General features: G+C 60.0%; 20 protein-coding genes and 1 pseudogene. 7 read left to right on the top strand and 14 right to left on the bottom strand.

The features are described from left to right. Positions 1 to 117: 117 nt before the first annotated feature. From NH14_RS21945 to NH14_RS21930, 4 genes are all read right to left on the bottom strand, one after another. Positions 118 to 1,887 carry an ABC transporter ATP-binding protein/permease gene (locus NH14_RS21945; protein ID WP_052148140.1) on the bottom strand — a complete coding sequence of 590 codons (1,770 nt, stop codon included), beginning with the start codon at positions 1,885 to 1,887 and terminating at the stop codon, positions 118 to 120. Positions 1,888 to 2,482: 595 nt separating this feature from the next. After that, a complete protein-coding gene (locus NH14_RS21940; protein WP_035528744.1) occupies positions 2,483 to 4,186 on the bottom strand; it encodes a mechanosensitive ion channel family protein in 1,704 nt (567 codons plus the stop codon). Positions 4,187 to 5,019: 833 nt separating this feature from the next. Beyond that, on the bottom strand, positions 5,020 to 5,427 hold the full coding sequence (locus tag NH14_RS21935; RefSeq protein ID WP_035528480.1) for a hypothetical protein: 408 nt from the start codon (positions 5,425 to 5,427) through the stop codon (positions 5,020 to 5,022). 161 nt (positions 5,428 to 5,588) lie between these two features. Beyond that, positions 5,589 to 6,596, bottom strand: coding sequence for a carbon-nitrogen hydrolase family protein (locus tag NH14_RS21930; protein WP_237179723.1), 1,008 nt, complete (start codon positions 6,594 to 6,596; stop codon positions 5,589 to 5,591). An 82-nt stretch (positions 6,597 to 6,678) separates the two neighbouring features. Between NH14_RS21930 and NH14_RS21925 the strand changes: the two genes are divergently transcribed. From NH14_RS21925 to NH14_RS21895, 7 genes are all read left to right on the top strand, one after another. After that, positions 6,679 to 7,533 carry a LysR family transcriptional regulator gene (locus tag NH14_RS21925; protein ID WP_084225579.1) on the top strand — a complete coding sequence of 285 codons (855 nt, stop codon included), beginning with the start codon at positions 6,679 to 6,681 and terminating at the stop codon, positions 7,531 to 7,533. 254 nt (positions 7,534 to 7,787) lie between these two features. Next, positions 7,788 to 8,876, top strand: coding sequence for an asparaginase (locus NH14_RS21920; RefSeq protein ID WP_244143472.1), 1,089 nt, complete (start codon positions 7,788 to 7,790; stop codon positions 8,874 to 8,876). A gap of 341 nt (positions 8,877 to 9,217) precedes the next feature. After that, entirely contained in the window at positions 9,218 to 10,612 is a 1,395-nt protein-coding gene (locus NH14_RS21915; protein WP_084225583.1) for an MFS transporter, read from the top strand. A 65-nt stretch (positions 10,613 to 10,677) separates the two neighbouring features. Beyond that, complete coding sequence (locus NH14_RS21910) at positions 10,678 to 11,679, top strand: LysR family transcriptional regulator (protein WP_035528482.1); 1,002 nt, start codon at positions 10,678 to 10,680, stop codon at positions 11,677 to 11,679. Beyond that, complete coding sequence (locus tag NH14_RS21905) at positions 11,657 to 13,072, top strand: aspartate ammonia-lyase (RefSeq protein WP_168727152.1); 1,416 nt, start codon at positions 11,657 to 11,659, stop codon at positions 13,070 to 13,072. Before NH14_RS21910 ends, NH14_RS21905 begins: the two co-directional genes overlap by 23 nt. Positions 13,073 to 13,136: 64 nt before the next feature. Then, on the top strand, positions 13,137 to 13,640 hold the full coding sequence (locus NH14_RS21900) for a prolyl-tRNA synthetase associated domain-containing protein (RefSeq protein WP_052148142.1): 504 nt from the start codon (positions 13,137 to 13,139) through the stop codon (positions 13,638 to 13,640). A gap of 415 nt (positions 13,641 to 14,055) precedes the next feature. Next, the gene (locus NH14_RS21895; protein WP_052148143.1) at positions 14,056 to 15,477 is read left to right on the top strand and encodes a DUF2252 domain-containing protein; all 1,422 of its coding nucleotides are present in this window, start codon (positions 14,056 to 14,058) and stop codon (positions 15,475 to 15,477) included. A gap of 194 nt (positions 15,478 to 15,671) precedes the next feature. Here NH14_RS21895 and NH14_RS21890 read toward each other — a convergent pair whose 3' ends face one another. The 10 genes and pseudogenes from NH14_RS21890 to NH14_RS21845 all read right to left on the bottom strand — a co-directional run bounded on the left by NH14_RS21890 (position 15,672) and on the right by NH14_RS21845 (position 25,956). After that, entirely contained in the window at positions 15,672 to 16,916 is a 1,245-nt protein-coding gene (locus NH14_RS21890) for a hypothetical protein (RefSeq protein ID WP_035528486.1), read from the bottom strand. A gap of 54 nt (positions 16,917 to 16,970) precedes the next feature. Next, entirely contained in the window at positions 16,971 to 17,990 is a 1,020-nt protein-coding gene (locus NH14_RS21885; RefSeq protein ID WP_035528488.1) for a hypothetical protein, read from the bottom strand. Positions 17,991 to 18,197: 207 nt separating this feature from the next. Next, positions 18,198 to 19,121 (bottom strand): transporter, encoded by a 924-nt coding sequence (locus NH14_RS21880; protein WP_084225585.1) that lies wholly within the window; start codon positions 19,119 to 19,121, stop codon positions 18,198 to 18,200. 153 nt (positions 19,122 to 19,274) lie between these two features. Next, on the bottom strand, positions 19,275 to 20,222 hold the full coding sequence (gene arcC, locus NH14_RS21875) for a carbamate kinase (RefSeq protein ID WP_035528766.1): 948 nt from the start codon (positions 20,220 to 20,222) through the stop codon (positions 19,275 to 19,277). Positions 20,223 to 20,309: 87 nt separating this feature from the next. After that, positions 20,310 to 21,320, bottom strand: a complete 1,011-nt coding sequence (locus tag NH14_RS21870; protein ID WP_035528490.1) for an ornithine carbamoyltransferase — start codon at positions 21,318 to 21,320, stop codon at positions 20,310 to 20,312. Between the two features lie 104 nt (positions 21,321 to 21,424). Next, the gene (gene arcA / locus NH14_RS21865; protein WP_035528493.1) at positions 21,425 to 22,681 is read right to left on the bottom strand and encodes an arginine deiminase; all 1,257 of its coding nucleotides are present in this window, start codon (positions 22,679 to 22,681) and stop codon (positions 21,425 to 21,427) included. 16 nt (positions 22,682 to 22,697) lie between these two features. Then, positions 22,698 to 24,065: an arginine-ornithine antiporter gene (gene arcD / locus NH14_RS21860; RefSeq protein WP_237179733.1), complete on the bottom strand. Its 1,368-nt coding sequence runs from the start codon at positions 24,063 to 24,065 to the stop codon at positions 22,698 to 22,700. 479 nt (positions 24,066 to 24,544) lie between these two features. Then, positions 24,545 to 24,670 (bottom strand): annotated as a pseudogene (locus NH14_RS21855) (YdeI/OmpD-associated family protein); the annotation flags it as partial. 91 nt (positions 24,671 to 24,761) lie between these two features. Beyond that, positions 24,762 to 25,133: a polymorphic toxin type 4 domain-containing protein gene (locus NH14_RS21850; protein WP_161790853.1), complete on the bottom strand. Its 372-nt coding sequence runs from the start codon at positions 25,131 to 25,133 to the stop codon at positions 24,762 to 24,764. Positions 25,134 to 25,317: 184 nt separating this feature from the next. Further along, a complete protein-coding gene (locus NH14_RS21845) occupies positions 25,318 to 25,956 on the bottom strand; it encodes a hydrolase (RefSeq protein ID WP_035528498.1) in 639 nt (212 codons plus the stop codon). Positions 25,957 to 26,018: the final 62 nt, after the last annotated feature.

The following is a 26,018-nucleotide window of genomic DNA, read 5'->3' as shown; positions in this document are numbered from 1 at the left end:
CTGGCGCTGGCGTGCGGGCGAGTTCTTTCACAAATTGTAGGCGCTAGAGGGATGAACGCTTTCGCCGGCCTGGAGCGGTCCACCAAAGTTTGCAGCACCACTTCTGCGGACAAATAGTCACGGCGACGGCGGCCGCGTATAGGTCACTGTCTGCTCGCGCGCACGCGCGATATCAAGTGTCTGCCGGTGGAACTTCGCGAGCGACTTGCGGTGCGTGACACTGACAATCGCCCCATTCGGCAGTCGTTCGGTCAGCAGGTGATACAGATGCGCTTCGTTCTCACTGTCGAGCGCACTCGTTGCTTCGTCGAGGAACACGTAGTCAGGCTTGTGCATCAGCACGCGTGCGGCCGCCAGCAGCTGCTGCTCGCCGGGAGAAAGAATGCGCCACCAATGGTTGGATTCGTGCAATCGGTCAACGTAGTCTGCAAGCCGGCACAGACGCAGCGCCGCGCAACATTCCTCGTCGCTGAAACTGGCGGTCGCTGCGGGGTAGGCAAGCACAGTCTTCAAGGTGCCAACCGGCACGTAGCTCTGCTGCGGGATGAACATCATGCGCGCGTTGACAGGTGCGTTGATCGAGCCGCTTCCGAACGGCCAGAGGCCTGCGAGCGCACGCAACAGCGTGCTTTTGCCCGAGCCGGACGGCCCGCGCACGAGCCAGCGCGAACCAGGCATGATGGCAAGGTCGCGCACGTTCGCGAGCGTCTCGCCGTTGGGCAGAGCAAGCGTGAGCTTGCGCGTGGTGAACTGGTTCTCGTCGACGTAGTGGAGGTTGATGCCGCCATGCTCGGTTGCGGGCGACACGGATTCCTTCAGATGAGGTAGCTGCATGACGCGCTTGAACTCGTGCAGACGGTTGACCGTTGCGCGCCATTGGACCAGCGTGTCGTAATTGTTGATGAACCACGAAAGCGATTCGCTAACCGAACCGAATGCGTCAGCGATTTGCATCAGAGTACCGAAACTGAACAAACCAGCGAAATAACGTGGTGATGCCACGGCGATCGGAAAAATGTCGGCGATCTGGCCGTAGAAGTTGAGCACGAAACTGTAGCGCCGCGTGTACTTCATCACGCGCCACCAGTTGTCACGAATCCGGCCGAACAGGTCCTGGGCGGTCAACGCCTCGGCCCGCATACCATCGTAGAAAGCAATCTGCTCGGCGTTCTCGCGCAGACGGATCAGGCCGAACCGGAAATCCGCCTCGACGCGCTGCAACTGGTAGTTGATCGACACCAGCGGGTGGCCGACCTTGTTTGTCATAAGTGAGCCGGCGATCGCATAGATGATGGCTGCCAGCAGCATGTAGCCAGGAATCTGGACGGGCGTGCCACCCATCACGACTGTCAGCGCACCCGCCGTGCTCCATAGGACGGTCGAGAACCAGACGAGTGTCTCGAGCGTCGAGAGCAGGTCGAGTGTGAGCGAAAGTGTGGTGGTGGCGAATGAATCGAGATCGACGGCGATCCGCTGATCAGGATTGTCGGTGAGGCTGTCGCGCTCGATACGGTAGAAGGTGCTGCCGCCCAGCCATTCCTGCAGATAGCGCGAGGTCAGCCACTGGCGCCACCGAAATCCAAGCATCTGGCGCAGATAGCGGTTATAGACGGAGATCGCGACGAACGAGAACGCGAGCGCGCTAAAAAGCAGCATCAACTGTGGGAATTCGCGCACGTTCCTGCCTTCCAGGGCGTTGTAGAAGTCGCGGTTCCACGTATTCAACCGGGCGTTGATGCCGACCAGAACCAGGTCCATGGCGATGATCGTGATCAGCAGGCCCCAAGCGGTTCTGCGTTCCTCGGAGACCCAGTACGGTCTGATCAGGCTCCAGGCTGAAATACTGGCTGGCTGCCCGGATGCAGGACCAGAAGATGGATAGCTCATGAACGCCCCTTAACGCGCAGTGAATGCGGACCGAGTGCACGGAGTGATTGTCCGATTCGTACACGCGTGGCGGTCTTGCGGCAGCGTTCGTGAGTGCGCTTTCGAGCCTGGTCAGGTGCATCCGGCGGACATGGAGATAATTGTAGGGCGCGAACAGGCCGGCTGCCCATGACGCTCGCTGTTCGAACGGAGAGGCACCCGGCGCAACGCGGTAATGGCGTATATCTCAAACTGGCCGAAGCGCCGGTTCGCGTCATCCCGAACCGCTCGCTGGAGCGGGAACGCAGTCGGCGAAGTGGTAACGGTGATAGCGGCCGATGATGCGACTTCCATCGTCGCCAATAGAAGAACTGTTAATCAGGCCGAGCAGACGCCTGAATGTTCGAGTGATGGTTCAGTCGAAAGACGCGTCATGGCCGGCAAGCGCCTGACGAAAGAGCGCGACGAACATCTCCGGGTGGCCGCGCGATGCAACAGGCATAGCATGGATTAACTTAACCCAACCGGCCTCGACGATTCCCGGCGCGGCTCAGGCTTGTAGTTCCAATTGCGCTCGCTGTGCCGTATGCGGCTCTCGGTTATCTGCTGCGAGGGGTCACCTGGCTCGCCAGCCGGCGGGCTGCTGGTCGGCCAGAGCCGGTGGCGATGCACCGTCGTTTGCGGTCTCCGCTTCTGTCCGTTGACCGGACGATGCCGGCGCCGAATACCACTGCTCCTGTCGCACAACTTTCGGTTCGGACGGATCACTCTCGTACGCGGGCGTCATGATCTGGACTCCATACTCGTTGAAGACATCAAGGATATGTCGATGCAGTTCCGCATGAATTTGGGCAATCGCATGCGGGTCATGGATATATCCGTTCAGCTCGTAAGTGATGGCGAAGTCGCCTAGTGCGGTCAGCAGGATGAAAGGCTGCGGATCTCCGACAATCCCCATGGTTCGTTTTGCCGCCATGCGAAGCATGGCCTCCACCTGCCGCCAGGGCGTCTCATATCCTATTCCGACCGTGGTATGGAGGATCAGTCCTGGGGTCACAGCCATGGAGCTGAAGTTTGTTACGTTGCCATTCAGTATCTGCGAATTGGGAATCGTGACCTCCTCGTTCTTGATCGTCCGCAGATGGGTCACTTGTAAGCGGATGGCGATCACGTCACCGGTGACGTCGCCCACCTTTACGCGGTCGCCGACCTTGAAGACCCTTCGATAAGTCATCAGGTAGCCGGCAATCAGATTGGAAATCGCGGCCGAAGACCCGAGGGAGAACACCAGGCCGATGAAGATCGAAATTCCCTTGAAAGCGGCAGATTCAGAGCCGGGAATATATGGGTAAGCGACGATGAGCGCGAAGGCAAAAATCAGGACGCGGACGAGCCGGTACGTGGGTAGGGCCCATTCCGGCTCAAATTGAGTGAACGTAACGCGCTTCTGCTCCACCGCGTCGAAAAAGTGCCGGGTCAAGCGAAGCACGAACCGGCACACGTAGTAGATGATCAGTAAAACGAGAATGTCCGGGATGCTCGCGCCGACGGATTTCCCCATATGTTCGAACGCGCCAGCGGCGAGGTCGAACAGGTCGTTGGAGATGGAGCGAGTCCAGGGAAAGAGCGCAAGCACGTAATGCAGATATGCATACGCAGATACAACGATGGTTGCGACCCCGATCAAAAGCATCAGCCCATGAAACGCCTTTAAGATAGTTTCCGAACGCAGGATCTGAAACGACTGGATACCGACTGCGTGGACACGATTCTTCAGAAGTCGGGAGAGCACTTTGTCCAACCACCGGTTGAGGACGAGCAGAACTGCGATCCCCAGCGCCAGAATGACTGTGGCTCCGCCGCCATATAACCCCGCCTTCACCAGAGCGTCACTTGTACGCGACCGCCGGTACTCGTCGATGGCCTGGCGGATTCGCGACAGATGCAATGCGGCAAGATGGTCGCGGCTCGTGTGTTCCAACTGCGCATCCGCTTCGCTCACGATCATCAGCGTAGCTTGCCCGGCCATGATCATCGTGACGTTCCCCACAACTTCAGCGCTTAACCTTTCGCTCGGGTATGAGGGCTCGGCCGCGACCTTCTCGATTCTTTCTCTGATGGCGTCGGCGCGCTGCTGGGCGGGAAAAGACGAAACCCCTCGAACCCTGAACAGGAGCTGACCGTCGATCTCGACCGGGGCCGTTTCCAGCGCCGACTCAAGCAGGACAGCCGTCTCCGGGCGCACCTCCTCACTCGCGGCATGAAGCGAAGACGCCAGCATCATGAGCAACAGCGTAAGGATGGGGATTCTGAGAGACATTGCGCACTCTACGGCCAACAAGGCCGTCATCGTGTCACCGGACAAAGTGTCTATTCGGCACATCTTTCCCGAAAGACTACCCACGCATATCCTGCCGTGCGCGAGACTGGCGCTTTTGACTTATATCAAGAGAGCCAAGAGGGGCCACCCGGATCGTCGAACGCAACCAAGATGGTCGTCGACCGCCGCAACAACTGGTACGGTGGGCAGGAGGCGCGCGCTAAGAGAGCGAACGGCCGTTTGCAGGCTCGAACGGACGTTTGACTGGCGGCTCAACCGAGAGATCCAAAGACTGCAGATGGCCGTATTGCGGCGTTCAGGACATGGATCTTTTCCTGTTTTAGCCCCCACCATATCCGGCAGGGTTGCGCAATCTGATGGTGCATCTCGCACTTACCGACCTGCTTCGTGCGCGCTGGACGGACGCCATACACGATGAATGAACGCGTAACCCGATCAAGGATCGTCCCGATCTGGTCCTGCGTTGGTCTATCGTTCGCGTGACCTGATGGACAGGCACGTCCGGGATGCGAAGGTTGGGGGCTATGAGCAGTTGATGCGAGCGGTCGACGTGCCAGACCCCGACGACGCCCACGTCGTGGCCGCTGCCATTTACTGTCATGCGTCGACCATCGTTTCGGCCCAACGACTCTGTTGCAGGCGCAATCGTTTTCACCATGCCCGGCTTTCTGGTTACTCATGCGCTGCCTGACTGCCAGAAGGGTACGCCTCCCGCGATTGATGCGCCGCGCCTTGTGGCGCTTGCTTTCAGAGTCGCTTCTGATTTGTGCTCCTGCTTCGAGCTGCGTTCCGTGTCGGCGAGTGTGGCATCGCTATCTCGAGCGCAGAGCGCGTCGGCGGGCCGGGGCGACGCGGTGAGCTGCGATCAATACCGATGCCGCCGTCACTCCCAGCATGGCGCACCCGAGCCACGGCGCGAAGCTCGTGTACACCTGTTCTGGCACCGGCGGACCCATGGAATCGGCAACGAAATCCAGGCAGGTCGGTAGCTCCCAAAGCATGAAGAGCGCGAAGCAGTGGACGAGGTATTCGCGCAGCGGTGCGCGGCTCATGAGGTAGAGGGAAAAGGTCGCGAGCACCACGAGCGTCGAATCACCCCAGTGGTCGATGCGATACCATCCCGGAAGCCAGTGCGTTGCTGCGTCGACGCGCAGCCCGAGTATCCACGCGGCGGTATTGCCGGAGGCCAGTGCGAGGGTAGTGAGCAGCGGTGCCTTCATAGCCAAAAGCTTACAGCTCTTCGTGCGGAGAAGGTAGGGAGCTACGGGGAGTGCATGCTCAGGCCGCCGCCCTACAGCGGTGAACGGGTTGGTGGAAGGCTGTCGCCCTGCGGTCTGCGACAAGCCTGTGTGGTGATCGCCCAGACAATCCGCGATCATTGTCATAACGGGGACGTGGGTCCGAAACGGAGCGTTTTTGAGGCCTGCGCCGGATGGTTCCATTCGCAGCCCAATTCATCGGTCCGATCAGCAATGAAAGCTACCGTGCGCTTGCGCCGCTCATCGACTGACAGCGAGAACACGTCGGGGCGCGAGTAATGTCCAACGACGTCGAAGTCGTACCTGGCACGGATAAGTTCGTCAGTGTCGATCTCTGCAACGACGAGGCCCGCCTCACCGTGCAGCGGTCCTGCAAGTATCTCTCCCAGCGGTCCAACGATAAGACTGCCGCCATTGATGAGCGGCCGGTTCTCGTCCCAGCCAGGAACGTCCAGGCCGAGCTGTGCGGGAGAAGGCTGGACCTGACAGGCGCTGATGACGAAACATCTCCCTTCGTGTGCGATGTGCCGCATGGAGCATTGCCAGATGTCGCGCTCATCGACCGTCGGCGCGCACCAGACCTGAACGCCCTTCGCGTACATTGCAGTCCGCAGCAACGGCATGTGATTCTCCCAGCAGATTGCCGCGCCAGCGACGCCAGCGCCCGTCCTGACGGTTGGAAGCGTCGAACCGTCTCCTTGGCCCCAGATGAGCCGCTCGGTGCCAGTGGGCATCAGCTTGCGATGCTTTGCAACCAGGCCTTCGCCGGGATTGAAGAACAACGCTGTGCAGTAAAGCGTGTTGCCGTCGCGCTCGATGACGCCAATGACGAGAGAAGCGTCACAACGCGTGGACATCTCGGCGAGCACCTGCGTTTCGTCACCCGGAACGTCAATTGCGTTGCCGTAGTAACGCGCGAAGGCTTCGCGGCCTTCGGGCAGGCGATAGCCGAGACGGGTGCCGAATATCTCACCCTTCGGATAACCACCGAGCACTGCTTCAGGCATGACGATGAGTTTCGCACCGGAAGCACGAATCTTCTCTTCGAACGAAAGGATGTGCTCAAGTGTCTGGGCCTTGCCAGCAGCAGACGAGCCAATCTGCAGAGCGGCGACTTTGGTTTTGGGCATGTCGAGGTTCTCCAACGGAAGTTGACCCTTGTATCTTTGCTGAGCGATAAAATCTCGAAAACACATATCGAGACTTTCTGATATGAACCAGATTGATATCGGCTCCGTCGACCTGAATCTTTTCAAGGTTTTTGAGGCGCTCTTCGAAGAAGGCGGCGCCAGTCGGGCGGCTATCCGTCTCGATATGACCCAGTCTGCGGTCAGCGCCGCATTGCGTCGGCTTCGAGAAGTCTTCTCCGACGCGTTGTTTGTCCGCACTGGACGCGGACTGGCTCCAACTTCCCGGGCCAGGGAGTTGAAACCCATCGTCAGTGAGGCGCTTGACCGTTGCCGGCAGAGTCTTGCGATCGCCTCACCGAACGCCATGACCTTTCATGGTCGCTCGGTGTCCATCGGACTCTCGGACGATTTCGAGATTGCCATCGGGCGTCGGCTCATCGACGTCCTGTCAACGAGTGCACCCGGCCTGCGGCTCATCTTTCGGCAGACGCACAGCCAGATTGTCGGAGACGCGTTGGCGAACCAGGAGATGGACCTCGCGGTGTCGGGGGCAGTCTTTGGCAGTCGGGGATTGCGTCAGCAGATTCTTGGCGAAGGCACGTACGCTTGTCTCGTAGATGCTGGACGCAGGAGACAGCCAACGCTGACTATCGATGAGTATGTATCGAAGGGCCACATTCTCGTATCGTCGGGCGGCGTGGTCGGGATCGTGGACGAAGCGCTGGCAGCCCTCGGCCGAAGGACTTATCTACTCCAATCTGCTCTGCTTCGATTCTTGTGGAAAGTCTCCCAGCAAGTCGGAATACTTTCCACTGATCAAGCGGCTTTCAAAACAGCTGCTGGATGTGCAGCTCGATCACCTCAAGCCAGACGTAGTCATCTTTGCGAACGGGATGGACACGGGCGGTATCAGGCGCAAATTCTTCCCGATCGATAAGAACTGGTTCGTGAATCTCCACTGCCTCTCCAGCTTGTGAGAGCGCAATAGAACGACGCTACCGCGAGGTTGGTTGGGCTCTTCTCAGCCGCCACGAATACGCACCTTCATCTTCCGTACACCATACTATCAGTTTGTCTAATGATTCCATTAGCCTGATTTGATTTTCTGAATGTGTCACTACACTCGTCTTCAGCGATACGCCCATCTAGACGGCTATCCTGCGTTTCACTCTTCCAATCTGGAGACATCCCGTGAGAGACAACCACGCTCATATGAGCAACTACTTGCATCGGCTTTTTTCCGGTCTTGCGCTCTGCCTGTTTGCAGCGGCGCCGGCTGTGGCGCAATCCACATCTCCCGCGGAGCTGCCTCACGTTGCGGTACTGGCAACCGGGGGCACGATCGCAGGTACCGCGGGGAGCGAGACGCAAACGACGGGCTATAAGCCTGGCGTACTGACGGCTGATGCCCTTCTCAAATCGGTACCGTCACTGGGCAAGATTGCACAGGTATCAGGTGAACAGATTTCGAATGTCGGAAGTGAGAACATCACGAACGATGTCCTTCTGAAACTGGCCAGGCGCGTGAATCAGCTTCTGGCTCAACCCGATATCGCAGGTATCGTGGTCACCCACGGTACTGATACGCTCGAAGAAACTGCGTATTTTCTCGATCTTGTCGTCAAGAGCGACAAACCCGTGGTGGTAACGGGTTCGATGCGACCGTCAACGGCCATCGGCGCCGATGGTCCGAGCAACCTCCTGCAAGCCGTCACGGTTGCCGCCTCGCCGCAGGCGCGTGGCCGCGGCGTGATGATCGCGCTGAATGACCGTATCGGCTCGGCACGCTTCACCACGAAGACCAATGGCACCACGCTGGATACCTTCAAGGGAAACGACGCAGGCTACCTGGGCACCCTGGTGGACGAGTTGCCTCACTTCGAGACGTCCGTGTTGAAGCACCACACCACAGCGACACCATTTGACGTGTCGAAACTCGATTCATTGCCGGAAGTCGATATTGTCTACGGCTACCAGAACGACGGCGGATTCATGTATGACGCCGCAGTTGCGCACGGCGCAAAGGGCATTGTCGTCGCGGGCGTTGGAGCGGGCAGCGAATCGCTTCTTACCCTTCCCTCAATCAAGAAAGCGATTTCCAGGGGGGTGATTGTGGTGCGCTCCTCTCGTACAGGAGGTGGATTCATAACGGAAGATCCAGCTTACGTGGGTCTTCTCGGTGACGATTTAAATCCCCAGAAGGCCCGTATTCTCCTGATGCTCGCGCTTACGGTAACCAAAGATCCGTCGACTATTCAGGCGATGCTTCACGAGTTCTGAATCGTTGCCGCCGGCCGCGGTGGATCGACGATTTGTTCGGGCGCGACGGTGCTGACAAAGTGCCGTCGCGCCGCGTGCCGTTCTGAAAGAAGGGCATTGCCGATCCACCGAAATTTCTCGCGAACCGTTCGACGAGCACGCCTGCGCAGGAGCAGTCGCCAGTTCGCGATCCAACCTGTTTGGCGTACTTTGCGTTGCTCTACTTCAGGCATCGTGTGACGTACTATTAGAGTTATTGATACTGCCACTGGATATGCTGTTTTCTTGAATCTGACTCCCTACACTGGTTTCCGAAGGCGCATGCAGGTGCCTCGCCGATAACCAGAGTTCAGGAGACGAATATGAGCAGGCAGATATTGATGGAGGATGTTCCGCTGAGCGGTTTCCACTTGCGCGTGGCGTTCAGCGGTACAGGCGGACAGTTCAGCGACGGTTTCGTGCTGGGAATTATCGGAATCGCCGTGAGCATGGCTGCCGGCGCACTGCACCTCAATGCGGTCTGGATGGGGGCGCTCGGGGCGGCGTCACTTGCCGGCCTTTTTTTCGGCAGCATGTTTGCCGGTCCCGTGGCAGACCGCTATGGCCGGCGCACCATCTTCGCCTTCGACATGTTGCTCTTTGCGGTGATCTCCGCGGCGCAATATTTCGTGACGTCGCCAACCCAACTGCTGGTGTTGCGCATACTGCTGGGGCTCATTCTCGGCGCTGACTATGTCGTGAGCAAATCGCTCGTCACTGAGTTTGCTCCTCGCCGCTATCGTGGCCGTTTGCTGAGTGTTCTCGCTGCGGCCTGGGCGGCGGGTTACGTGTGTGCCTACCTCGCAGGCTTTGCCATTCGTGATATCGGCCCCGACGCATGGCGGATCATGCTGGCCGCCAGTGGCCTGCCGGCACTGCTGATCCTGCCGTTTCGCCTTGGCGTGCCCGAGTCGCCGATGTGGCTGATGAAACGCGGCAGGAAGAACGAGGCACTGGCAATCATCCGTGCAAAATTCGGATCCGAAACCATTCTGCCTGCACCGACCTCCACACCCCCGCGACATCGCAGTGCGTGGTCGGAGTTGTTCTCGGCCCGCTGGAGAAAGAACACCCTGGTCGGCTGCGTCTTTTACACGTGCCAGGTCATCCCGTACTTTGCGCTCGGTACGTTTTCTCCGAAGGTACTGCAAGCCCTGCAGGTCAAGGACGGCTTTGTCGGTGGTCTCGTTTATAACGTGCTGCTGTTCGCCGGAGCAATTTTTGGACTGCTGATTGCCGACAGGCTCTCGCGACGCGCGTTTCTGGTGGGTAGCTTCTATCTTGCCGCGATTGGGCTTGCGGTGCTCGCCTACGCCGGATTCGGGCCACTCGGCACGATACTCGCATTCGGCATCTTCGCCTGCATTCTCTCGGCCGCGGCGAACCTCGAGTTCGTCTATCCGCCGGAGCTTTTCCCGACCCATCTGCGCGCATCAGGTGTTGGGCTGGCCGTGGCCTCCAGCCGGTTCGGTTCTGCGATCAGCACGTTTCTTCTGCCCGTGGCCGTGCAACAGGTTGGTATTCACGCCGCGCTCGGTGTGTGCGTGGCCGTGTTGGTGTTCGGTGGCGTGTTCTGTCATCTTCTCGCGCCGGAAACGGGCAAAGAGAATCTTTCGGATATGAGTTCCGATCACGGCAGCAACGAACCGGCAGTGGATGGCGGCCAGAACCCGAGTCTGCACACGTCGGCTCATCGCAACGGAAATCCGGGCGTATAACTGTCCGACGCGTGTTGTCGCAGGCCTGGAACGTCCGCTGACCGAAACTATGAGGGGAGCCGATCGTGTCGTCCAACAAGCCAATCGATATGTACGCGGTACAGGTCTTCGTCGCAGTCGCGGAAGAGGGCAGCATGTCGGGGGCTGCCGCCCGCATGGGCATTTCCCAATCGGGTGTCTCGCAGATCATCCGCCAATTAGAGGACGAACTCGGGGTTGTGCTGGTCAATCGCACGACCCGCCCCCTCGCGTTGACGCCGTTCGGCATTGCGTTGAGGAATCGTGGTGCGGTACTCAGCGAGGAAATCGCCAATCTGAAGGCTCAGGTTGTCGAAGCGGGGCGAGGAATCAAGCCTGATCTGCGCATCGGACTGGTCGACTCATTCGCGGCCACATGCGGCTCGGTTTTTACGAAGCTGCTGCTGGGCAAGGTATCGCAACTGTCCATCCGCACGGGATTGAGCCCTCAGCAAGGCGAGGCACTGCTGCGACGCGATCTCGATCTCATCGTTACGAGCGATGCCCTGATAGACGCCAACGATGTTGTCCGGTTCCGGCTCTTCTCCGAGAAGTACCTCGTCATCACGCCCCGGGATTTTCGCAAACCGATCCGAACCGTTGATGACATCCGGGCCTTGGCCAATGCCTTGCCCATCGTCCGCTTTAACCGAAAATCGCAGGTTGGCATGCAGATCGAGCGTTATCTGCGAAGGATCGAAGCGCGCGCCCCGACGCGGCTCGAGCTCGACACCGCCGATGCGCTCACATCGATGGTTGCCGAAGGGATCGGATGGGCCGTGACCTCGCCGATGTGCCTGCTTCAGGGGGCGGCCTATGCAGACCAGGTGACCACCCACGTTGTCGACAGGCTCGGCCTCGAGCGGTCGCTGTACCTGGTCGCGCGCCGGGACGAATACAGCGCTTTTTTTGAAGACGCGTGCGATACCGCGTCAGAAGTTATCGAAACGTCGTTCCTGCCGCGAGTGAAAAAATCACTTGGTCAGGAAATCGAACAACTCATCGATTTTGAAAGCAGGAACTCAAATGAACAGTCAAATCAGAGCTGAAACGCGTACGGAACGAGACTATGTGGGCGAAGTCGAAATTCCCGATGAGAAATTGTATGGCGTCAACTCGGTGAGGGGTGCAGACAACCTGACAGTTTCACCGCTCACTATCGCGCACTATCCGGCGTTCCCCGTGGCCTTTGCTCRGTGCAAATGGGCCGCGGCGCTCGCGAACCGCGACACCGACGTGATTACGCCTGAACAATGCGATGCAATCGGTCGGGCGTGCCAGGAAATCATCGAAGGCAAGTTGGGTGACTCCCTGATCGTCGATTTGCTCGAGGGCTCGGGTGGAACCTCCACGAACATGAACTTCAACGAGGTGATCGCCAATCGGGCACAACAGCTTTTGGGCCACGCGCCAGGCTCGTATGATGTGATACATCCCAATGACCATGTTAACCGCTCGCAATCCACGAATGACGTATACCCTGCCGCACTGAAGATTGCGGCGTACGCGATGCTCGGACCACTCATTGGGGAAGTAGAAAAGCTGGCGATCCAGTTCGAGGGGAAGGCCGTCGAATTTGCCGACATCCTCCACCTCGGTCGTACCTGTCTGCAGGACGCGCAGCCGATGCGCCTCGGCCAGGTTTTTGGCGGTTACGCTTCGCTTGCGCGACGTCTGGCGGAAGAATTGACCGCCGTGCGCGACAAACTTCGCACACTGCCGCTCGGCGGTACGGCGATTGGTACGGGTTTTGGTGCACCCGCTGGATATCGATCCGCAGTCTACAGGCACCTCTCGAACATCGCGGGCGTCGACTATGTCGCGCCAGCAAACCCGTTCGACGCGATGCAGAATATGGACGTGTTCTCGCGCGTTTCGGGTGAGCTGCGCACCTGCGCGGTATCCCTCGCAAAGATCGCATCGGACCTGACGGTTCTGTCCTCCGGACCTGTCGGTGGCCTCGGGGAACTGCGCCTTCCCGAAGCGCAGGCAGGCTCTTCGATCATGCCGGGCAAAGTGAACCCGGTGCTGCCGATGGCCATGATCCAGCTGAGCTTCGCCGTTTTCGGCAATGATGTCGCGGTAGCCCAGGCCGTCCAGTATGGCGAGCTCGAAATCAATCACTTCGAGCCTGTGGTGGCGTCCCGCGTGTTCGACAGCATCGCGCTGCTGACCAACGGCATCGAGAGGTTCGCACAGAAGTGTGTTGCCGGCATCACCGCAGACGTTGCATGCAATGAGCGACACCTGATGGATTCGATGGCTGTGGCCACGGCGCTCGTGCCCAAACTTGGATATGCTCGTGTCAGCAAGCTGGCCCGTCAGTCGGTTGCGGAAGGTCGGCCACTGGTGGAGATTCTCGACGAATCTGGCCTGCTGTCGCGCGAAGACACCCTGTCGGCGATCGACACGGCATCGTATCCGGTTTTTGACCCGCGTTGACCAGTTCCATGCCGGCCGCGTAAGGTCGCGGGCGGCATTTGCAACATTCTGGAGTGAATGGGAAATGATACAAAGGGACGGGCTGCTCAGGCTGCTCGAGCAGCAAGACGTGCCGTTTGAATATGAATGCCATGATCGGGTGCTCAACATGGCGGAATCCGGGGCACTCAAGCTTTCTCTCGAAGGCGCACGCTGCAAGAATCTTCTGCTACAGGACAAGCATGGCGGCTTATACCTCGTCGTCACGACCGCACATAAATCGCTGGACCTGTCTGCCGTTGCGAAGACGCTGAACAGCAAACGTCTGTCGTTCGCTTCGGCCGATCGCCTTTTCGATCAGCTCGGCGTGCTGCCTGGATCGTTGAGCCCACTCGCCCTGGTCAATGACCACGCGCATAATATTCGCCTCGTGATCGACAACGACCTCGCGCACGAGCCGGTCTTTTTGTTTCATCCGCTAGACAGTGCGGCGACGATCGCGTTGTCGAGGCGAAATCTCGACGATTTTCTGGAGCGCATTGGTCACGCGCCGTCGTGGCACGCTCTTGAAGCGAGACAGGCGGCTTGAACGGCCAATTCATGTTGGCAGTGGTCGGAATGTCGGGAAGCGCAAGACGCTAGTCCACCGAATACTGAAATGGAACTAGATCGTTCTCATCACCACGAGCACGATCGGGATGATGAGCACGCCTTCCTTCTGAGTGGTTGCCCGCGGCGCTGCCGTTGACCTGAATCAATCGGCACCGGACAGAAGGTGCTTGAATAAAAACGTTGTAGCTCAAGGAGCAGCAACGATTCCGCGCCCCATCAAAACGGAACAGAAATACCGCGAACGCGGGATTGCCCTATGGCTCGCCGGCATTTCACAACGTCGACGGACACTATGGATTGGCGCCTGAGCGCGAGCATACAGGGCCATGCCAGAGCGGTGTCCCAAATGACGCGGGCAGACCAGGTGAAGACCAAGCCAGTTAGGGGATGTCATGGACAAGCCAGTTTCACGCAAGATCGCACGCGATATTCACGCGGTGCCTGCTCCGTACCGCACGCCCGATGAGCGGGCGGCGGAAGGGCGCCTGATTCGCGACGCGGTGCCGCGTTCGTCTCAGGCTGGATGGAAGCCAGCGAAGGATCGCCGAGACCCTGTCGAACTCTTGAGCGAATCCAACGAAGGCCGTCTCCCGGACCTGATCCCGATCCGGTTCGGGCGCATGTCCGCGTCACCGTTTGCGTTCTATCGCGGAGCGGCTGCGCTGATGGCGGCCGACCTCGCCACCGCGCCAACAAGCGGGCTGCGCGTGCAGGCATGCGGGGACGCGCACCTGATGAACTTCGGCGGCTTCGCGACGCCGGAGCGCAACGTGATCTTCGACATCAACGATCTGGACGAAACGCTACCCGCGCCGTTCGAGTGGGACCTCAAGCGCCTGGCCGCGAGTGTGGTGATTGCAGCGCAACACCTGGAAATGCCGGCTAGCGATGCTGCTCGCATGGCCATGGATCTCGTGCGCGAGTATCGCGAACGTATGCACGACTACGCAGGGATGCGGGCACTCGACGTCTGGTACGACAGAATCGATCTGCAAAAGTATCAGGACCGGTCCGGCGATCAGGCTGTCATCGAAGCGGCGCGCAAGCGGATCGCGGAACGGATCGAGGTGGAGCGACGCAAGCAACTGCCCGACCACCTGTATCCGAAACTCGTTTCGCAGGAAGGCGCAGAGCCCAGGATCAAGGACCTCCCCCCGCTGATTTTCCATCCTGCCGAGGAAGAGGCTCCTGGTGTCCAATCGGATTACGCCGAAGCCATCGCCTCATACCGCGAGAGCCTGCCCGAACATGTGCGTGTCCTGTTCGACAGGTTCCATTTCGTCGATCTGGCAGTGAAGGTGGTCGGCGTCGGTAGTGTCGGCACGATCTGTGCCGTGGGGCTGTTCATGGCCTCGGACAACGACCCGCTGTTCCTGCAGGTGAAGGAAGCACGGGCGTCGGTGCTGGAACCCTATGCAGGCAAAAGCCTGCATTCCAACCACGGTCAGCGGGTAATCGCCGGGCAGCGCCTCATGCAGAGCGCAAGCGACGTGTTTCTCGGATGGACTAGCGGAACGAATGGCCGCGACTTCTATATCCGTCAGTTGCGTGACATGAAAATATCCGCTGTCATCGAGGACTGGGACTCGGGGATGCTGCGGCAATATGCGAGGATGTGCGCGCACGCCCTTGCACGTGCACATGCCCGTTCGGGCGATGCCGCAATGATCGCGGGGTACATGGGCTCCGGGCAGACGTTCGACGATGCGATCGCCGAGTTTGCGACCGAATATAGTTCCCAGAACCGGCGTGACTATCGCGAGTTCGTCCGCGCTATCCGCGAGGGCCGGATTCCGGCCAGAACGGACGAATAGATGCAAGCTGTCCCGGGGCTCGCCGGCGTAATCGCGCTCGCTTCGACAAGGAGCTAACGCAGGCGCGAGCCGGGTACGGTCGGTCGCCCGCTCGCTAACTGTGCAAATTTACGCCGTTCAGGCCGCTTTTGTTATCTGATGGGTGCGGCCAAAACAGCGCGTAGAACCGGCACTCGGCACGCGAACCAGAGACGTCAGAATACCAATCCGAACAGTCTTTTCAGCAGATCCTCCAGCGACATCATCGTGAGCGCCAGCGGCACAATGGGCACAAGTACCGCGGCTGCGAGGCGAACAACGGCATCTTTGGTAATGGGCGCGATGCGCATGGTTCGGATAACGTCGAAACTGTTGGCGAGATCGGCGAGCGACTGAATATCGGCGCTGCCCACCAACGGCTCGCCGCCGGACGAGTCCCCGCGCAGCCACTTGGTATCGAATTCACGCACGTACCGTTGTGCCAGGGCGCCGTATTCACTCAGGCCTGTTCGCTTCGCCTGGGCCAGTTGTGACGCGAAGACCAGTAAAGGACCAAAGACCAGGCACAACAGGAAGAGAACCATCGTTGCTGTTTCCACCTTGAATTCGGTGAGTGCGACTCCGGCGTAGAAAATGCGGTTGGCGAACTGGGCAGCGAGCATTGCGCCGTGCGCGGCAAGCAGCGCCGTGAAGGCATAAACGGTATTGGCGAGGAACCCCAAGCCGCCGACGCGATCGGGATGAGTCGGAACGAGGTTGAGTTCGATGCGCGACACCTGCCAGAGAAACCGCGTCCAGACGAACAGCCGGAAATACCAGCGGATCAACAGGAACTGGAAGAGTGGAACGCTCACGTAGGCATACCAGTATCCGGCGAGCGACAGTTTCAAGCCTCCGGGGGTGGGGGCTGCGTACCATGTCGAAGTGGTTTGCATTGCAGTGTAGTGGTGCCACACGACAAGGACGCCAACACCGTATACCAGGGCGATCATCAGCAGCTCGGCAACCACGGAATTGCGCAGACGAAACACCGACCTGATTGCCTCATCGAACCGTGGCACCGACGCTTCCGGAATGATGTTCCGGTCGAGGAATGCCCGAGCGATTGAACGCAGGCGCCGATGCACAACCAGCTCGGCGACGATCAAAAGAGGCACTGCCACAAGGAAGCGGATATGAACTTCGAGGTCCAGCAGGAAGGGCACGGCCACGCGCTTGTCCAGCAAATGCCCGTCCACAGCGGCCAGCACCAGTAGCGGCAGCCACGCCACGAGCGAGATGACGATAACCCGCTGGCGCACCAGTTCCAGTGCATCGTCGGCCATGCGCGTGCGGCGCAGAAGCTGGAAAAGGGGGCCGCCCAGCACCAGCGAAAAGTTCTGCGTATCCTGGAGAATATCGGCAGCGGTCGGCGCCGTTCGCTCTATGCTTCGTGATCCTGAATGCAGTAAGTGATTCATCGCTCGGCTCCCTTGCTCGAATTCGAATTCATCCCATGACCGGGCAGGCCTTCTTCATTCCCATGACGCGAGTGTTGCGGCGTCGATATGCAGCCCGGCCGGCAGGAGTTCGGCACGTGGAAATCGCACGAGTGCGAACGCACGCATACGAGGCGGATCGCCAGGGATCCGTGCGAGGCGGAACTCCATAACGCGGCTGGCTTGTGTTTCGTCGTTTCTCACCACGTTCATCAGGTCGAGGCGAACACTGCGGTTCTCGACATAGATATGCTCCGCAGGCTTGGAAAACACCTCGCAGACCCGCTCCAGTTCGAGTTCGATCGCCTCGGTCGGGACGCGAAGCGCAGCGAGGTCGCACGCGTTTTCTTCGATTTGGGCCTGTAGCCGTTTCAGTTCGTCCGCTGCGGTGTCTGGTGCGTCACCTACCAGAAAGCGAATACCTGTACCTCGCTGCTCCAGCAACTTCACGCGCGCCTCGAGCAGTTCACGTCCTTTCTCGACCAGTTCGCGGCGGTCGGCGGCGAGTTTCGCCAGTCCTTCCAGCGCCAGCTGATCGATCATCCTGCGCACAATTTCCTCGCGCAGCTCCGGGTCTGAGCGCGCGCAGATGCTGACGCGGTGGTCCATGAAACAAAGCTTGGTCTGCGGCACTTCATGACGTACCGAATCGCCCTCGAGGGCGACACCCAGCACGTGCCGCTCGATCATCGCCATCCCCAGCGTGACGTGGGCGTGCGTAATGTCGGGATGACAAGCGAAGTATTCGCGCAACGTCTCCGAGCGGCTGAACGCTTTTGGCAGGTCTTCCGCCGTCGCAAAGAATGCGCGAATCAACGGGTCGGTCGACCAGGCTGCCGTGTTGGCCTCGTGAGGCGCGGGCAACGAACCAGTTAGATCGTCGATGTAGCGAAGCGAGATGCGGATCGATCCGCCAAGGCGTTTTCGGTAACTTTTCGCCAACCGCAAACGGGACTCCATGGCAACGACACGTTCGATCATTTCGTCCAGGCGTGCGCCTTCAGCAAGCGCGCCGGGGGTTCGCGAGGAACGCATAAAGCGAGCAAGGAAGCCCATATCCCGACCTTTCAAGTGTGTCGTGCAACGAAGACCGCCTGCAATGTCGGCAGTCCCACGGACCGGTCCGGCGCAATGAAGAACAGCGCATCGGAAACCGGGAAGCCGTTCGCACCCACTCTAGTATTTCGCTTCCTCTACTCGTTGATCTCCGTCAATCGCGTGCCTTTGCCGCAAACGCCGCGATAAAGGGGCAGCGATGAGCGTTCACCGGTCGAACCAGCGATATTGAAGCGCCACCGTCACGATCTGGTAGTTGCCCGCTGCCCGTGCGACGAAGCCGCGCGACCAGGCGAGCTTGGCCGACCAGCCGCGTGCGATTGGCACCGCGAGCGTGACTCCGCCGCGCAGGTTCGCCTGGGAACTGCCGCTCGACGCACCGTCCACACTGGCGCCGCCGCCCAGGGCATAACCGAGATCGACGGCGAGCCATAAGCCGGGACGGAAGGTGTAGCCGCCATGGAGCTGCGTGATCGCGAGCGGCGCCTGGCTCTTCTCATGTCCGTTGAAGAAGCTCGTGTTGGCGGTGAAGAAAAAAACACCCACCGAAGCCTCGAAGAACCAGTTACCCCACGGTTGCGACACGCCGATTTCAGGTTTGAACGCCCAGCGGTTGTTACCCAGATTGACGAGACGCGTGGGAACGTACTGTCCAGTGGGCGCCTGGACTGTCAGGCTGATGCCCAGCGAGGTGCGAGGCGGCGCTTGCGCGAATTCCTCCGGCGAAAGCGGGGGATTGCCGAACAGGTTGAGGGCGAATCGCATTTGCATGTCGCCAACGCCGCCGCGATGGACCTGGGTCGGGGCGTCGATCACGAGTCCGCTCAGGTCCGCGCGCTGGAACGGAACACCCAGACCAAACGACGCCGTGTGGCCCGCGAGCGCGAATGTGTGGACGTAGCCGAGCACAAAATTGTCGATCTGCGCGCGCACGCCGCTGATCGGGAGGGAAGGGTCGGTGAGAACGTCTCCGCTCACGTGCGAGTAGCCCGCGACAATGAAGTTCGTGCCGACCGGGGAGGCGGAGTAGGTTCGAGGTTCCAGTTCTTGGGCGTGCAGCGCACCCGCCTGCCAGAGCAGCACGGCGGTGCCGAAGCACGCGCACCTCCAGTGAGCGGCTCGCCTGCTCATCGCAGTTCAGTTCGGAGTATCGGGAATGGTGCCGTGCGGCGCTGCACGTCGAGGTCCAGCATAGCAGCGCAATTCGACACGATGAATAAGACTTTGGTCGGATCTCCGCTTGTGACATTGAGGGTTTCACTGGAGGCATGATGCGCTGCGGCGTTAGCTGGCCGCTGCCGCGCGATACTGGATGCCAGGCTCGAGAATGCTAACGCGCGTGCCGGCCTGGCGCTTCGTAATGGCAACGATGTCCGATAACGAACCGATCACCGCGTCCTTGCCGGTATTGCGGGCGAACTCCATCGCCGCCTGAACCTTGGGCCCCATCGATCCGGCGGCGAAGCCCAGCTTCTCGAGCGCGTCGGGATGGGCCTGCGCGATGGCCTTCTGGCCCGGCTTGCCCCAATCGACATAGGCGGCATCGACGTCGGTGGCGATGATCAGCAGGTCGGCGTCTAGCTCCTCGGCAAGCAGCGCGGAGCAAAGGTCCTTGTCGATTACGGCTTCGACTCCGGTCAGGTGCTGGCGCGCCTCGTCGTAGCAGGTCGGTATGCCGCCGCCGCCCGCGCAGATGACGATCGTGCCGTGATCGAGCAGCCACTTGACCGGCCGGATTTCGAAGATGTGTTTCGGCCGTGGGCTCGCCACGACGCGGCGAAACTTGTCGCCGTCCGGCGCGATGCTCCAGCCGCGTTCTTTGGCAAGACGCTCGGCCTCCTCTTTGCCATAGACCGGACCGATTGGCTTGGTCGGGTTGCGGAACGCGGGATCGCGCGCGTCGACTTCGACCTGGGTGAGAATCGTCGCGAACGGAACTTCGTAGGGCAGCAGGTTGCCGAGTTCCTGTTCGATCAGATAGCCGATCATGCCTTCGGTTTGCGCGCCGAGCACGTCGAGCGGATAGGTTTCGACTTCCTTGTAAGCCGCGCCCTGCAGCGCGAGCAGGCCGACTTGCGGGCCGTTGCCGTGCGCGATCACGAGCTCGTTGTCTGGTGCGATCTGCGCGATTTGCTGCGCCGCGATTCGCACATTTTCGCGCTGGTTGCCGGATGTCATCGGCTCGCCGCGCCGCAAGAGGGCGTTCCCGCCCAACGCTATGACGATACGCATAATGCTGCCCCTTTCAAAATTCGTTTCGATGGCGCGCGGCGCGCCCTTGCATCGGGCGCGCCGCGTCAACCGGGGCCACGCGGCTGCTCAGAGATCTGCAAGCGTGGAGACGAGGATCGCCTTGATCGTGTGCATACGGTTCTCGGCTTGCTCGAAGGCGATATTGAGCGGCGACTCGAAAACATCCTCGGTCACTTCGATCCCGTTGGAGAGCGCCGGGTACTGCTGGGCGATTTTCTTGCCGACCTCGGTTTCGCTGTTATGGAATGCGGGCAGGCAGTGCATGAACTTCACCTGCGCGTTTTGCGCGGCCTTCATCAGCGCCATGTTGACCTGGTAAGGCAGCAGCTCGCCGATGCGCTCTCCCCACGCCTCGACCGGTTCGCCCATCGAAACCCAGACGTCCGTATGCACGAAGTCCACGCCATTGACCGCGGCGTTCGCATCTTCGGTTAGCGTGAGACGGGCGCCGCTTTCGGCGGCAAAGCGCTGGCAAGCGTCAATGTGCTCCGCATTCGGCCAAAGCGCCTTCGGCGCGCCGATGCGCACATCCATGCCGAGCTTCGCACCGATCAGCAGCAGCGAGTTGCCCATGTTGTTGCGCGCGTCGCCGAGGTACGCGTAGCTGATCTGCGGCAGCGGCTTGTCGCTGTGTTCGCGCATCGTCAGTACGTCGGCGAGCATCTGGGTCGGGTGATATTCGTCGGTGAGACCGTTGAACACCGGAACGCCCGCGTACTTCGCAAGTTCTTCGACGATGTCTTGCCTGAAGCCCCGATACTCGATCGCGTCGTACATGCGGCCGAGCACGCGAGCCGTGTCCTTCATGCTCTCCTTGTGGCCGATCTGTGAGGAATGCGGATCAATGTAGGTGACGTTCGCGCCCTGGTCGTAGGCGGCGACCTCGAATGCACAGCGCGTGCGCGTGGACGTCTTCTCGAAGATCAGCGCGATGTTCACGCCCTTCAGATGCTGCTGCTCGGTGCCGGTGTACTTGGCGCGCTTCAGGTCGCGCGAGAGGTCGAGGAGATAGCGCAGCTCGCGGGGCGTGTGGTGCATCAGGCTGAGGAGACTTCGATTGCGCAAATTGAAACTCATAGCGGTTCTCCAACGTAAATGGGCCGGGTGGAAGCAAGTCGTCGAGTGCAGGGCCCGCGGCCGGCGGGGACGGGCCCGGATGCGTGGGCAGATGCGTGGGTGAGTCAGTAATCGACCGGGTCACGCACGATGGGGCATGTCATGCAGTGGCCGCCGCCCCGGCCGCGGCCCAGCTCGCTCGCGCTGATCGTGATGACCTCGACGCCGGCCTTGCGCAACAGCGTGTTCGTGTAGGTGTTGCGGTCGTAGCCGACGACTACGCCGGGTTCGAGGCAGACGACGTTATTGCCGTCGTCCCATTGTTCGCGCTCGGCAGCGAAGCTGTTGCCGCCCGTCTCCACGACGCGCAGTTTCGGCAGACCGAGTGCCTCGCCCACGACGTCGATGAACGGCTTTTCTTCGTGGCGGATGTTCAGATTCGAGGGCTGCGATTCGTCGGGCCGCACCGAGAACGCGACGATTTCATTCACGACTTCGGGGAACACCGTGACGAGATCGCGATCGCAGAACGTGAATACCGTGTCGAGATGCATGGCCGCGCGGGACTTCGGCAACCCGGCGACGATGACGCGTTGCGCCGCGCCCTTCGCGAACAGGCTCTGCGCAAGCGCGCCGATCGCCTGCCGCGAGGTGCGCTCGCCCATGCCGATCAGGACGACGCCGCGGCCGATCGGCATCACGTCGCCGCCTTCGAGCGTTGCCGCGCCGTGGTCCTCGTCCGGGTCGCCGTACCAGAACTCGAACGGTTGACCGACGAATTGGGGGTGGAACTTGTAGATCGCCGTCGCCAGCAGCGTTTCCTGCCTGCGGGCCGGCCAGTACATTGGGTTGAGGCTCACGCCCCCATAGATCCAGCAGGTCGTATCGCGCGTGAAGAGCGTGTTCGGCAGCGGCGGCAACACGAAGCTCGAGTAACCCAGATACTGGCGAAACAACTTGAGGGCGTTGCTGTGGGCGGTGTCGGGAATGTCCTCCGCGACAACGCCACCGATCAGAAACTCGGCCTGCTTGCGCGGTTCGAGCCCTTCCATCCACGACCGAACCTCGCTGGCGAGCCCGACGCCGACAGTGTTCGGGCGCACCTTCCGGTCGAGGATCCACTTCAGCGCCTCCGGATTCTGCACCGTCTCCGTGAGGAGGTTGTGCATCTCCAGCACTTCGACATCGCGCTCGCGCATCTTGGTGACGAAGTCGAAATGATCGCGCTTGGCCTGGTTCAGCCAGATGACGTCATCGAAGAGCAGCTCATCGCAATTGCTCGGTGTCAGGCGCTGGTGTGCGAGACCGGGCGAGCACACCATTACCTTGCGCAGCTTGCCTGCTTCGGAATGAACGCCATATTGGGGTGTTTCCGTGCCCATCATGTTTCTCCTGGAATTAAAGCGTGAGATACCCCTGGTAAAGGCCGAATGCGGCGGCGCCTGCGCCGACCACGACCACCGCGAAAATGAGTTTCTCGATCTGTGTGAAGACCGGTTGACCGGCTTCACGCTTCGCCTTGGCGAACAGCACGACGCCCGGCGCATAAAGCAGTGCCGACAGCAGGACGTACTTGAGCCCGCCCGCGTAGAGCAGCCACAGCGCGTAGATCACCGAAATCGCCGAGATCACGAGGTCCTTGGTGCGCTCCTTCGGCTCGCGCTCATAGGTTTCACGACGCCAGGCAAGGAGCAGTGCGTAGGCCGCCGACCAGAAATACGGCAGCAGGATCATCGACGTTGCCAGGTAAATCAGAGACAGGTAAGTTCCCTTCGAGAACAGCGTGATCAGCAGAAAGATCTGGGTCAGGCCGTTGGTCAGCCAGAGCGCGTTCGACGGCACACGCTTTGCGTTCTCCTTGCGCACGAACTTGGGCATCGTGCTGTCGCGCGCTGCGGAGAAGATGATTTCGGCGCACAGCAGCACCCACGACAGCAGTGCGCCGGCCAGCGAGATCACGAGCCCCACGCTGATCAGCACTGCGCCCCAGTGGCCGACGACATGCTCGAGCACGCCGGCCATCGACGGGTTTTGCAAGGCGGCGAGTTGCGGCTGGGTCATGATGCCGAGCGACAGGACGTTCACCAGCACGAGCACGAGCAGGACGCCCACGAAACCGACGACAGTTGCCTTGCCGACATCGGTGCGCTTTTCCGCGCGCGCGGAGAAGATACTGGCGCCTTCGATCCCGATGAACACCCAGACGGTCACGAGCATCATGTTGCGGACCTGATTCGTGATGCTGCCGAGCTTCGCATTGCCCAATCCGAAGAAGTCATTCGTGAAGACGTGCGACTTGAAAGCGAAGGCGCAGATCAGAATGAACAGGACGATGGGGACGATCTTCGCAATCGTGGTGATCAGATTGACGAAGGTCGCTTCCTTGATGCCTCGCAATACGAGGAAATGCACGCCCCACAGCAGCGCAGATGCGCAAACGATGGCGATTGGCGTGTTGCCTTCGCCGAAGACCGGGAAGAAGTAGCCGAAGGTGCTGAAAAGGAGAACGAAGTAGCCGACGTTGCCGAGCCACGCGCTGATCCAGTACCCCCACGCGGAGGAAAAGCCCATATAGTCGCCGAAGCCTTCCTTCGCGTAGATGTAGACGCCGCCGTCGAGATCGGGCTTGCGGTTGGCGAGCGTCTCGAAGACGAACGCAAGCGTCAGCATGCCGACCGCGGTGATGGCCCAGCCGATCAGCACGGCGCCGGCGCCGGCGCTGACCGCCATGTTTTGCGGCAGGGAGAAAATGCCGCCGCCGATCATCGATCCCACGACCAGCGCGGTTAGCGCACCCAGGCGCAGTTTCGGGGCGGGCTCGGCGGTGACGGCTGGCTTGGCCGCCGGGCCGGAGCCGGCTGCGGATGCGGAATCAGACATGAAATCTCTCCTTGAATCAGATAACAGAGCCTTCCTGGCTCATCTGGTCTTTCCAAAGGATGCTTCTATCCAAAATCGACACTTGTAATATTTAATTTGATTGCTAACTAAAATAACGAGCGCGACAAGAGATTCAGATAAACGCTGATTAAAACCATGATGACAACGCGCTGCCTGTCTCTTTTGATCAGAATCAATTGCTGGCGAGGTTGCTGGCGCGGACCCATGGACGTCTATTGCTGCGATGCGATGCATTGCACAGCCTTGCGCGAGCGCTCGTGAGCAGGTTTCACACGAGCGCGAGAATGCCTACTCCGGCATCCGCGATGACCGTGACCGTCTGCCGGGACAGCAATTGCCTGGCGCTAGGGATGAATGGTTTCGCCGCGATTCAGCATGCCGATGAACTCCTCGATCTTGCGCATGCGTGTTGCGGGCTTTTTGGCATTCTGGATCCGAAACAGAATGGCGTAGCGGTTTCGGCCGTTCAACGGCTGGTCGAGCAAGGTCAGACGAGGCTCAGTCATGGAGGCGCCGAATGATTGCATTCATGCAGTGAAGCCTTTTTCGTTCACTGAAACTCTAAAATGTCTTCACGAATGGCGTGGCATGAATGATCACTTTCGGATTAACCCGTTGATCCGGGATCTCGATGCTTGCCTCAAACAATTTGCGGGACAGACCATTCTTCACAGCATCCACGCGGTACTGAATTTCCTTTAGCCGAAGCGTCCGGGAATGAGTCGTTGTTACTGTGGTAAGCCAAAGTTCGGTGTCAGCAGGTTTCAGCTCTACAAGCTCTCTGAGATATCGTTCTATACCCAAGCGCTGAAACTGCTGATTCACTTCTTCCGGGGCGTAGCGAATAGCATGTGGGCTTTCAAATCCCGTGCCGCCACCTTGACTGTGCGATCTCTGCCAGCCCGCTAATCCTACTTCGATGCCCGGGAACAAGAGCTTCTCGTATCCGTGCCTGCCTTGTGAAGGTCCCAGGCGGCTCTGTATAACGGTCGCTCCAAGTGCGTCCTTGAAAGTTCGCTCACTGAAGTGCATGTTGACCTCTTCGCCGCCCGATGGTGGGTAATGTAGGCAAATTACGCGCGGACGGCTACCCCAACCGTCCGCGCGCATAAGCCCATCAGCTCTTATCGTACGAAAACTGAATACCGGCTGTACCACCGGTTGAAATGAACAGATCCATGAACGCCGGCACGGTTTCACTGCGAGCCCAGTCGCGTTGCAACTCGCAGAACAGTTGCGCGACGCTGATCATCTTCCCGCCTGCCTGTTCGATGCGGCGCAACGCGGCATCGTGCGCTGCGACAGACGTGCCGCCGACCGCATCGACCACGACATAAACCTCATAGCCGGCCTTCAGCGCATCGAGTGCCGGGAACGTCAGGCAGGCTTCCGTCCAAAGCGCTGTCATGATCAGCTTCTTGCGGCCGGTGGCTTCAACGGCCTGGCGGAATTCAACGTCTTCCCACGAATTGATGCTCGTGCGGTCGTAGGTCGGATAGTCGCCCAGCACGGCGCGCAGTTGCGGGATCGGCGGCTTGTTCAGGCCGGTCTTCACGTTGACCGTCGAATGAATGATCGGCAGCTTGTAGGCGACTGCGGCCTTGGCGGTGCCCACGATGTTGTTGACCAGCAACTGGCGATCCATTGATGCGATGGAATTTACCTGGACCGGCTGGTAATCGATAACGATGAATGCCGCATTCTGCGGGGTGAGCAGATGGTCGTTCGCGGGGTCGCGAATGGGTTCGCTTGCCATGGTTAGCTCCGGAAACAGTGCAGGAAGTGAAAGTGACATCCCGAGGGCGATGCGTGCCGCAT

Origin of the sequence: Paraburkholderia sacchari (assembly GCF_000785435.2) — a bacterium.
Lineage (GTDB): Bacteria > Pseudomonadota > Gammaproteobacteria > Burkholderiales > Burkholderiaceae > Paraburkholderia > Paraburkholderia sacchari.
Note: the sequence above shows the minus strand (reverse complement) of the source record. Positions and strands in the feature narration are given on the sequence as shown.

Coding starts and splice junctions, on each gene's coding strand:
- arcA (WP_035528493.1), bottom strand. CDS start 22,681: ATGGGCACGGAAACACCCCAATATGGCGTTCATTCCGAAGCAGGCAAG.
- NH14_RS21885 (WP_035528488.1), bottom strand. CDS start 17,990: ATGGGCTTCCTTGCTCGCTTTATGCGTTCCTCGCGAACCCCCGGCGCG.
- NH14_RS21890 (WP_035528486.1), bottom strand. CDS start 16,916: ATGAATCACTTACTGCATTCAGGATCACGAAGCATAGAGCGAACGGCG.
- NH14_RS21940 (WP_035528744.1), bottom strand. CDS start 4,186: ATGTCTCTCAGAATCCCCATCCTTACGCTGTTGCTCATGATGCTGGCG.
- NH14_RS21880 (WP_084225585.1), bottom strand. CDS start 19,121: ATGAGCAGGCGAGCCGCTCACTGGAGGTGCGCGTGCTTCGGCACCGCC.
- NH14_RS21935 (WP_035528480.1), bottom strand. CDS start 5,427: ATGAAGGCACCGCTGCTCACTACCCTCGCACTGGCCTCCGGCAATACC.
- NH14_RS21930 (WP_237179723.1), bottom strand. CDS start 6,596: ATGCCCAAAACCAAAGTCGCCGCTCTGCAGATTGGCTCGTCTGCTGCT.
- NH14_RS21895 (WP_052148143.1), top strand. CDS start 14,056: ATGGACAAGCCAGTTTCACGCAAGATCGCACGCGATATTCACGCGGTG.
- arcC (WP_035528766.1), bottom strand. CDS start 20,222: ATGCGTATCGTCATAGCGTTGGGCGGGAACGCCCTCTTGCGGCGCGGC.
- NH14_RS21870 (WP_035528490.1), bottom strand. CDS start 21,320: ATGAGTTTCAATTTGCGCAATCGAAGTCTCCTCAGCCTGATGCACCAC.
- NH14_RS21915 (WP_084225583.1), top strand. CDS start 9,218: ATGAGCAGGCAGATATTGATGGAGGATGTTCCGCTGAGCGGTTTCCAC.
- NH14_RS21925 (WP_084225579.1), top strand. CDS start 6,679: ATGAACCAGATTGATATCGGCTCCGTCGACCTGAATCTTTTCAAGGTT.
- NH14_RS21900 (WP_052148142.1), top strand. CDS start 13,137: ATGATACAAAGGGACGGGCTGCTCAGGCTGCTCGAGCAGCAAGACGTG.
- arcD (WP_237179733.1), bottom strand. CDS start 24,065: ATGATCGGCGGCGGCATTTTCTCCCTGCCGCAAAACATGGCGGTCAGC.
- NH14_RS21945 (WP_052148140.1), bottom strand. CDS start 1,887: ATGAGCTATCCATCTTCTGGTCCTGCATCCGGGCAGCCAGCCAGTATT.
- NH14_RS21845 (WP_035528498.1), bottom strand. CDS start 25,956: ATGGCAAGCGAACCCATTCGCGACCCCGCGAACGACCATCTGCTCACC.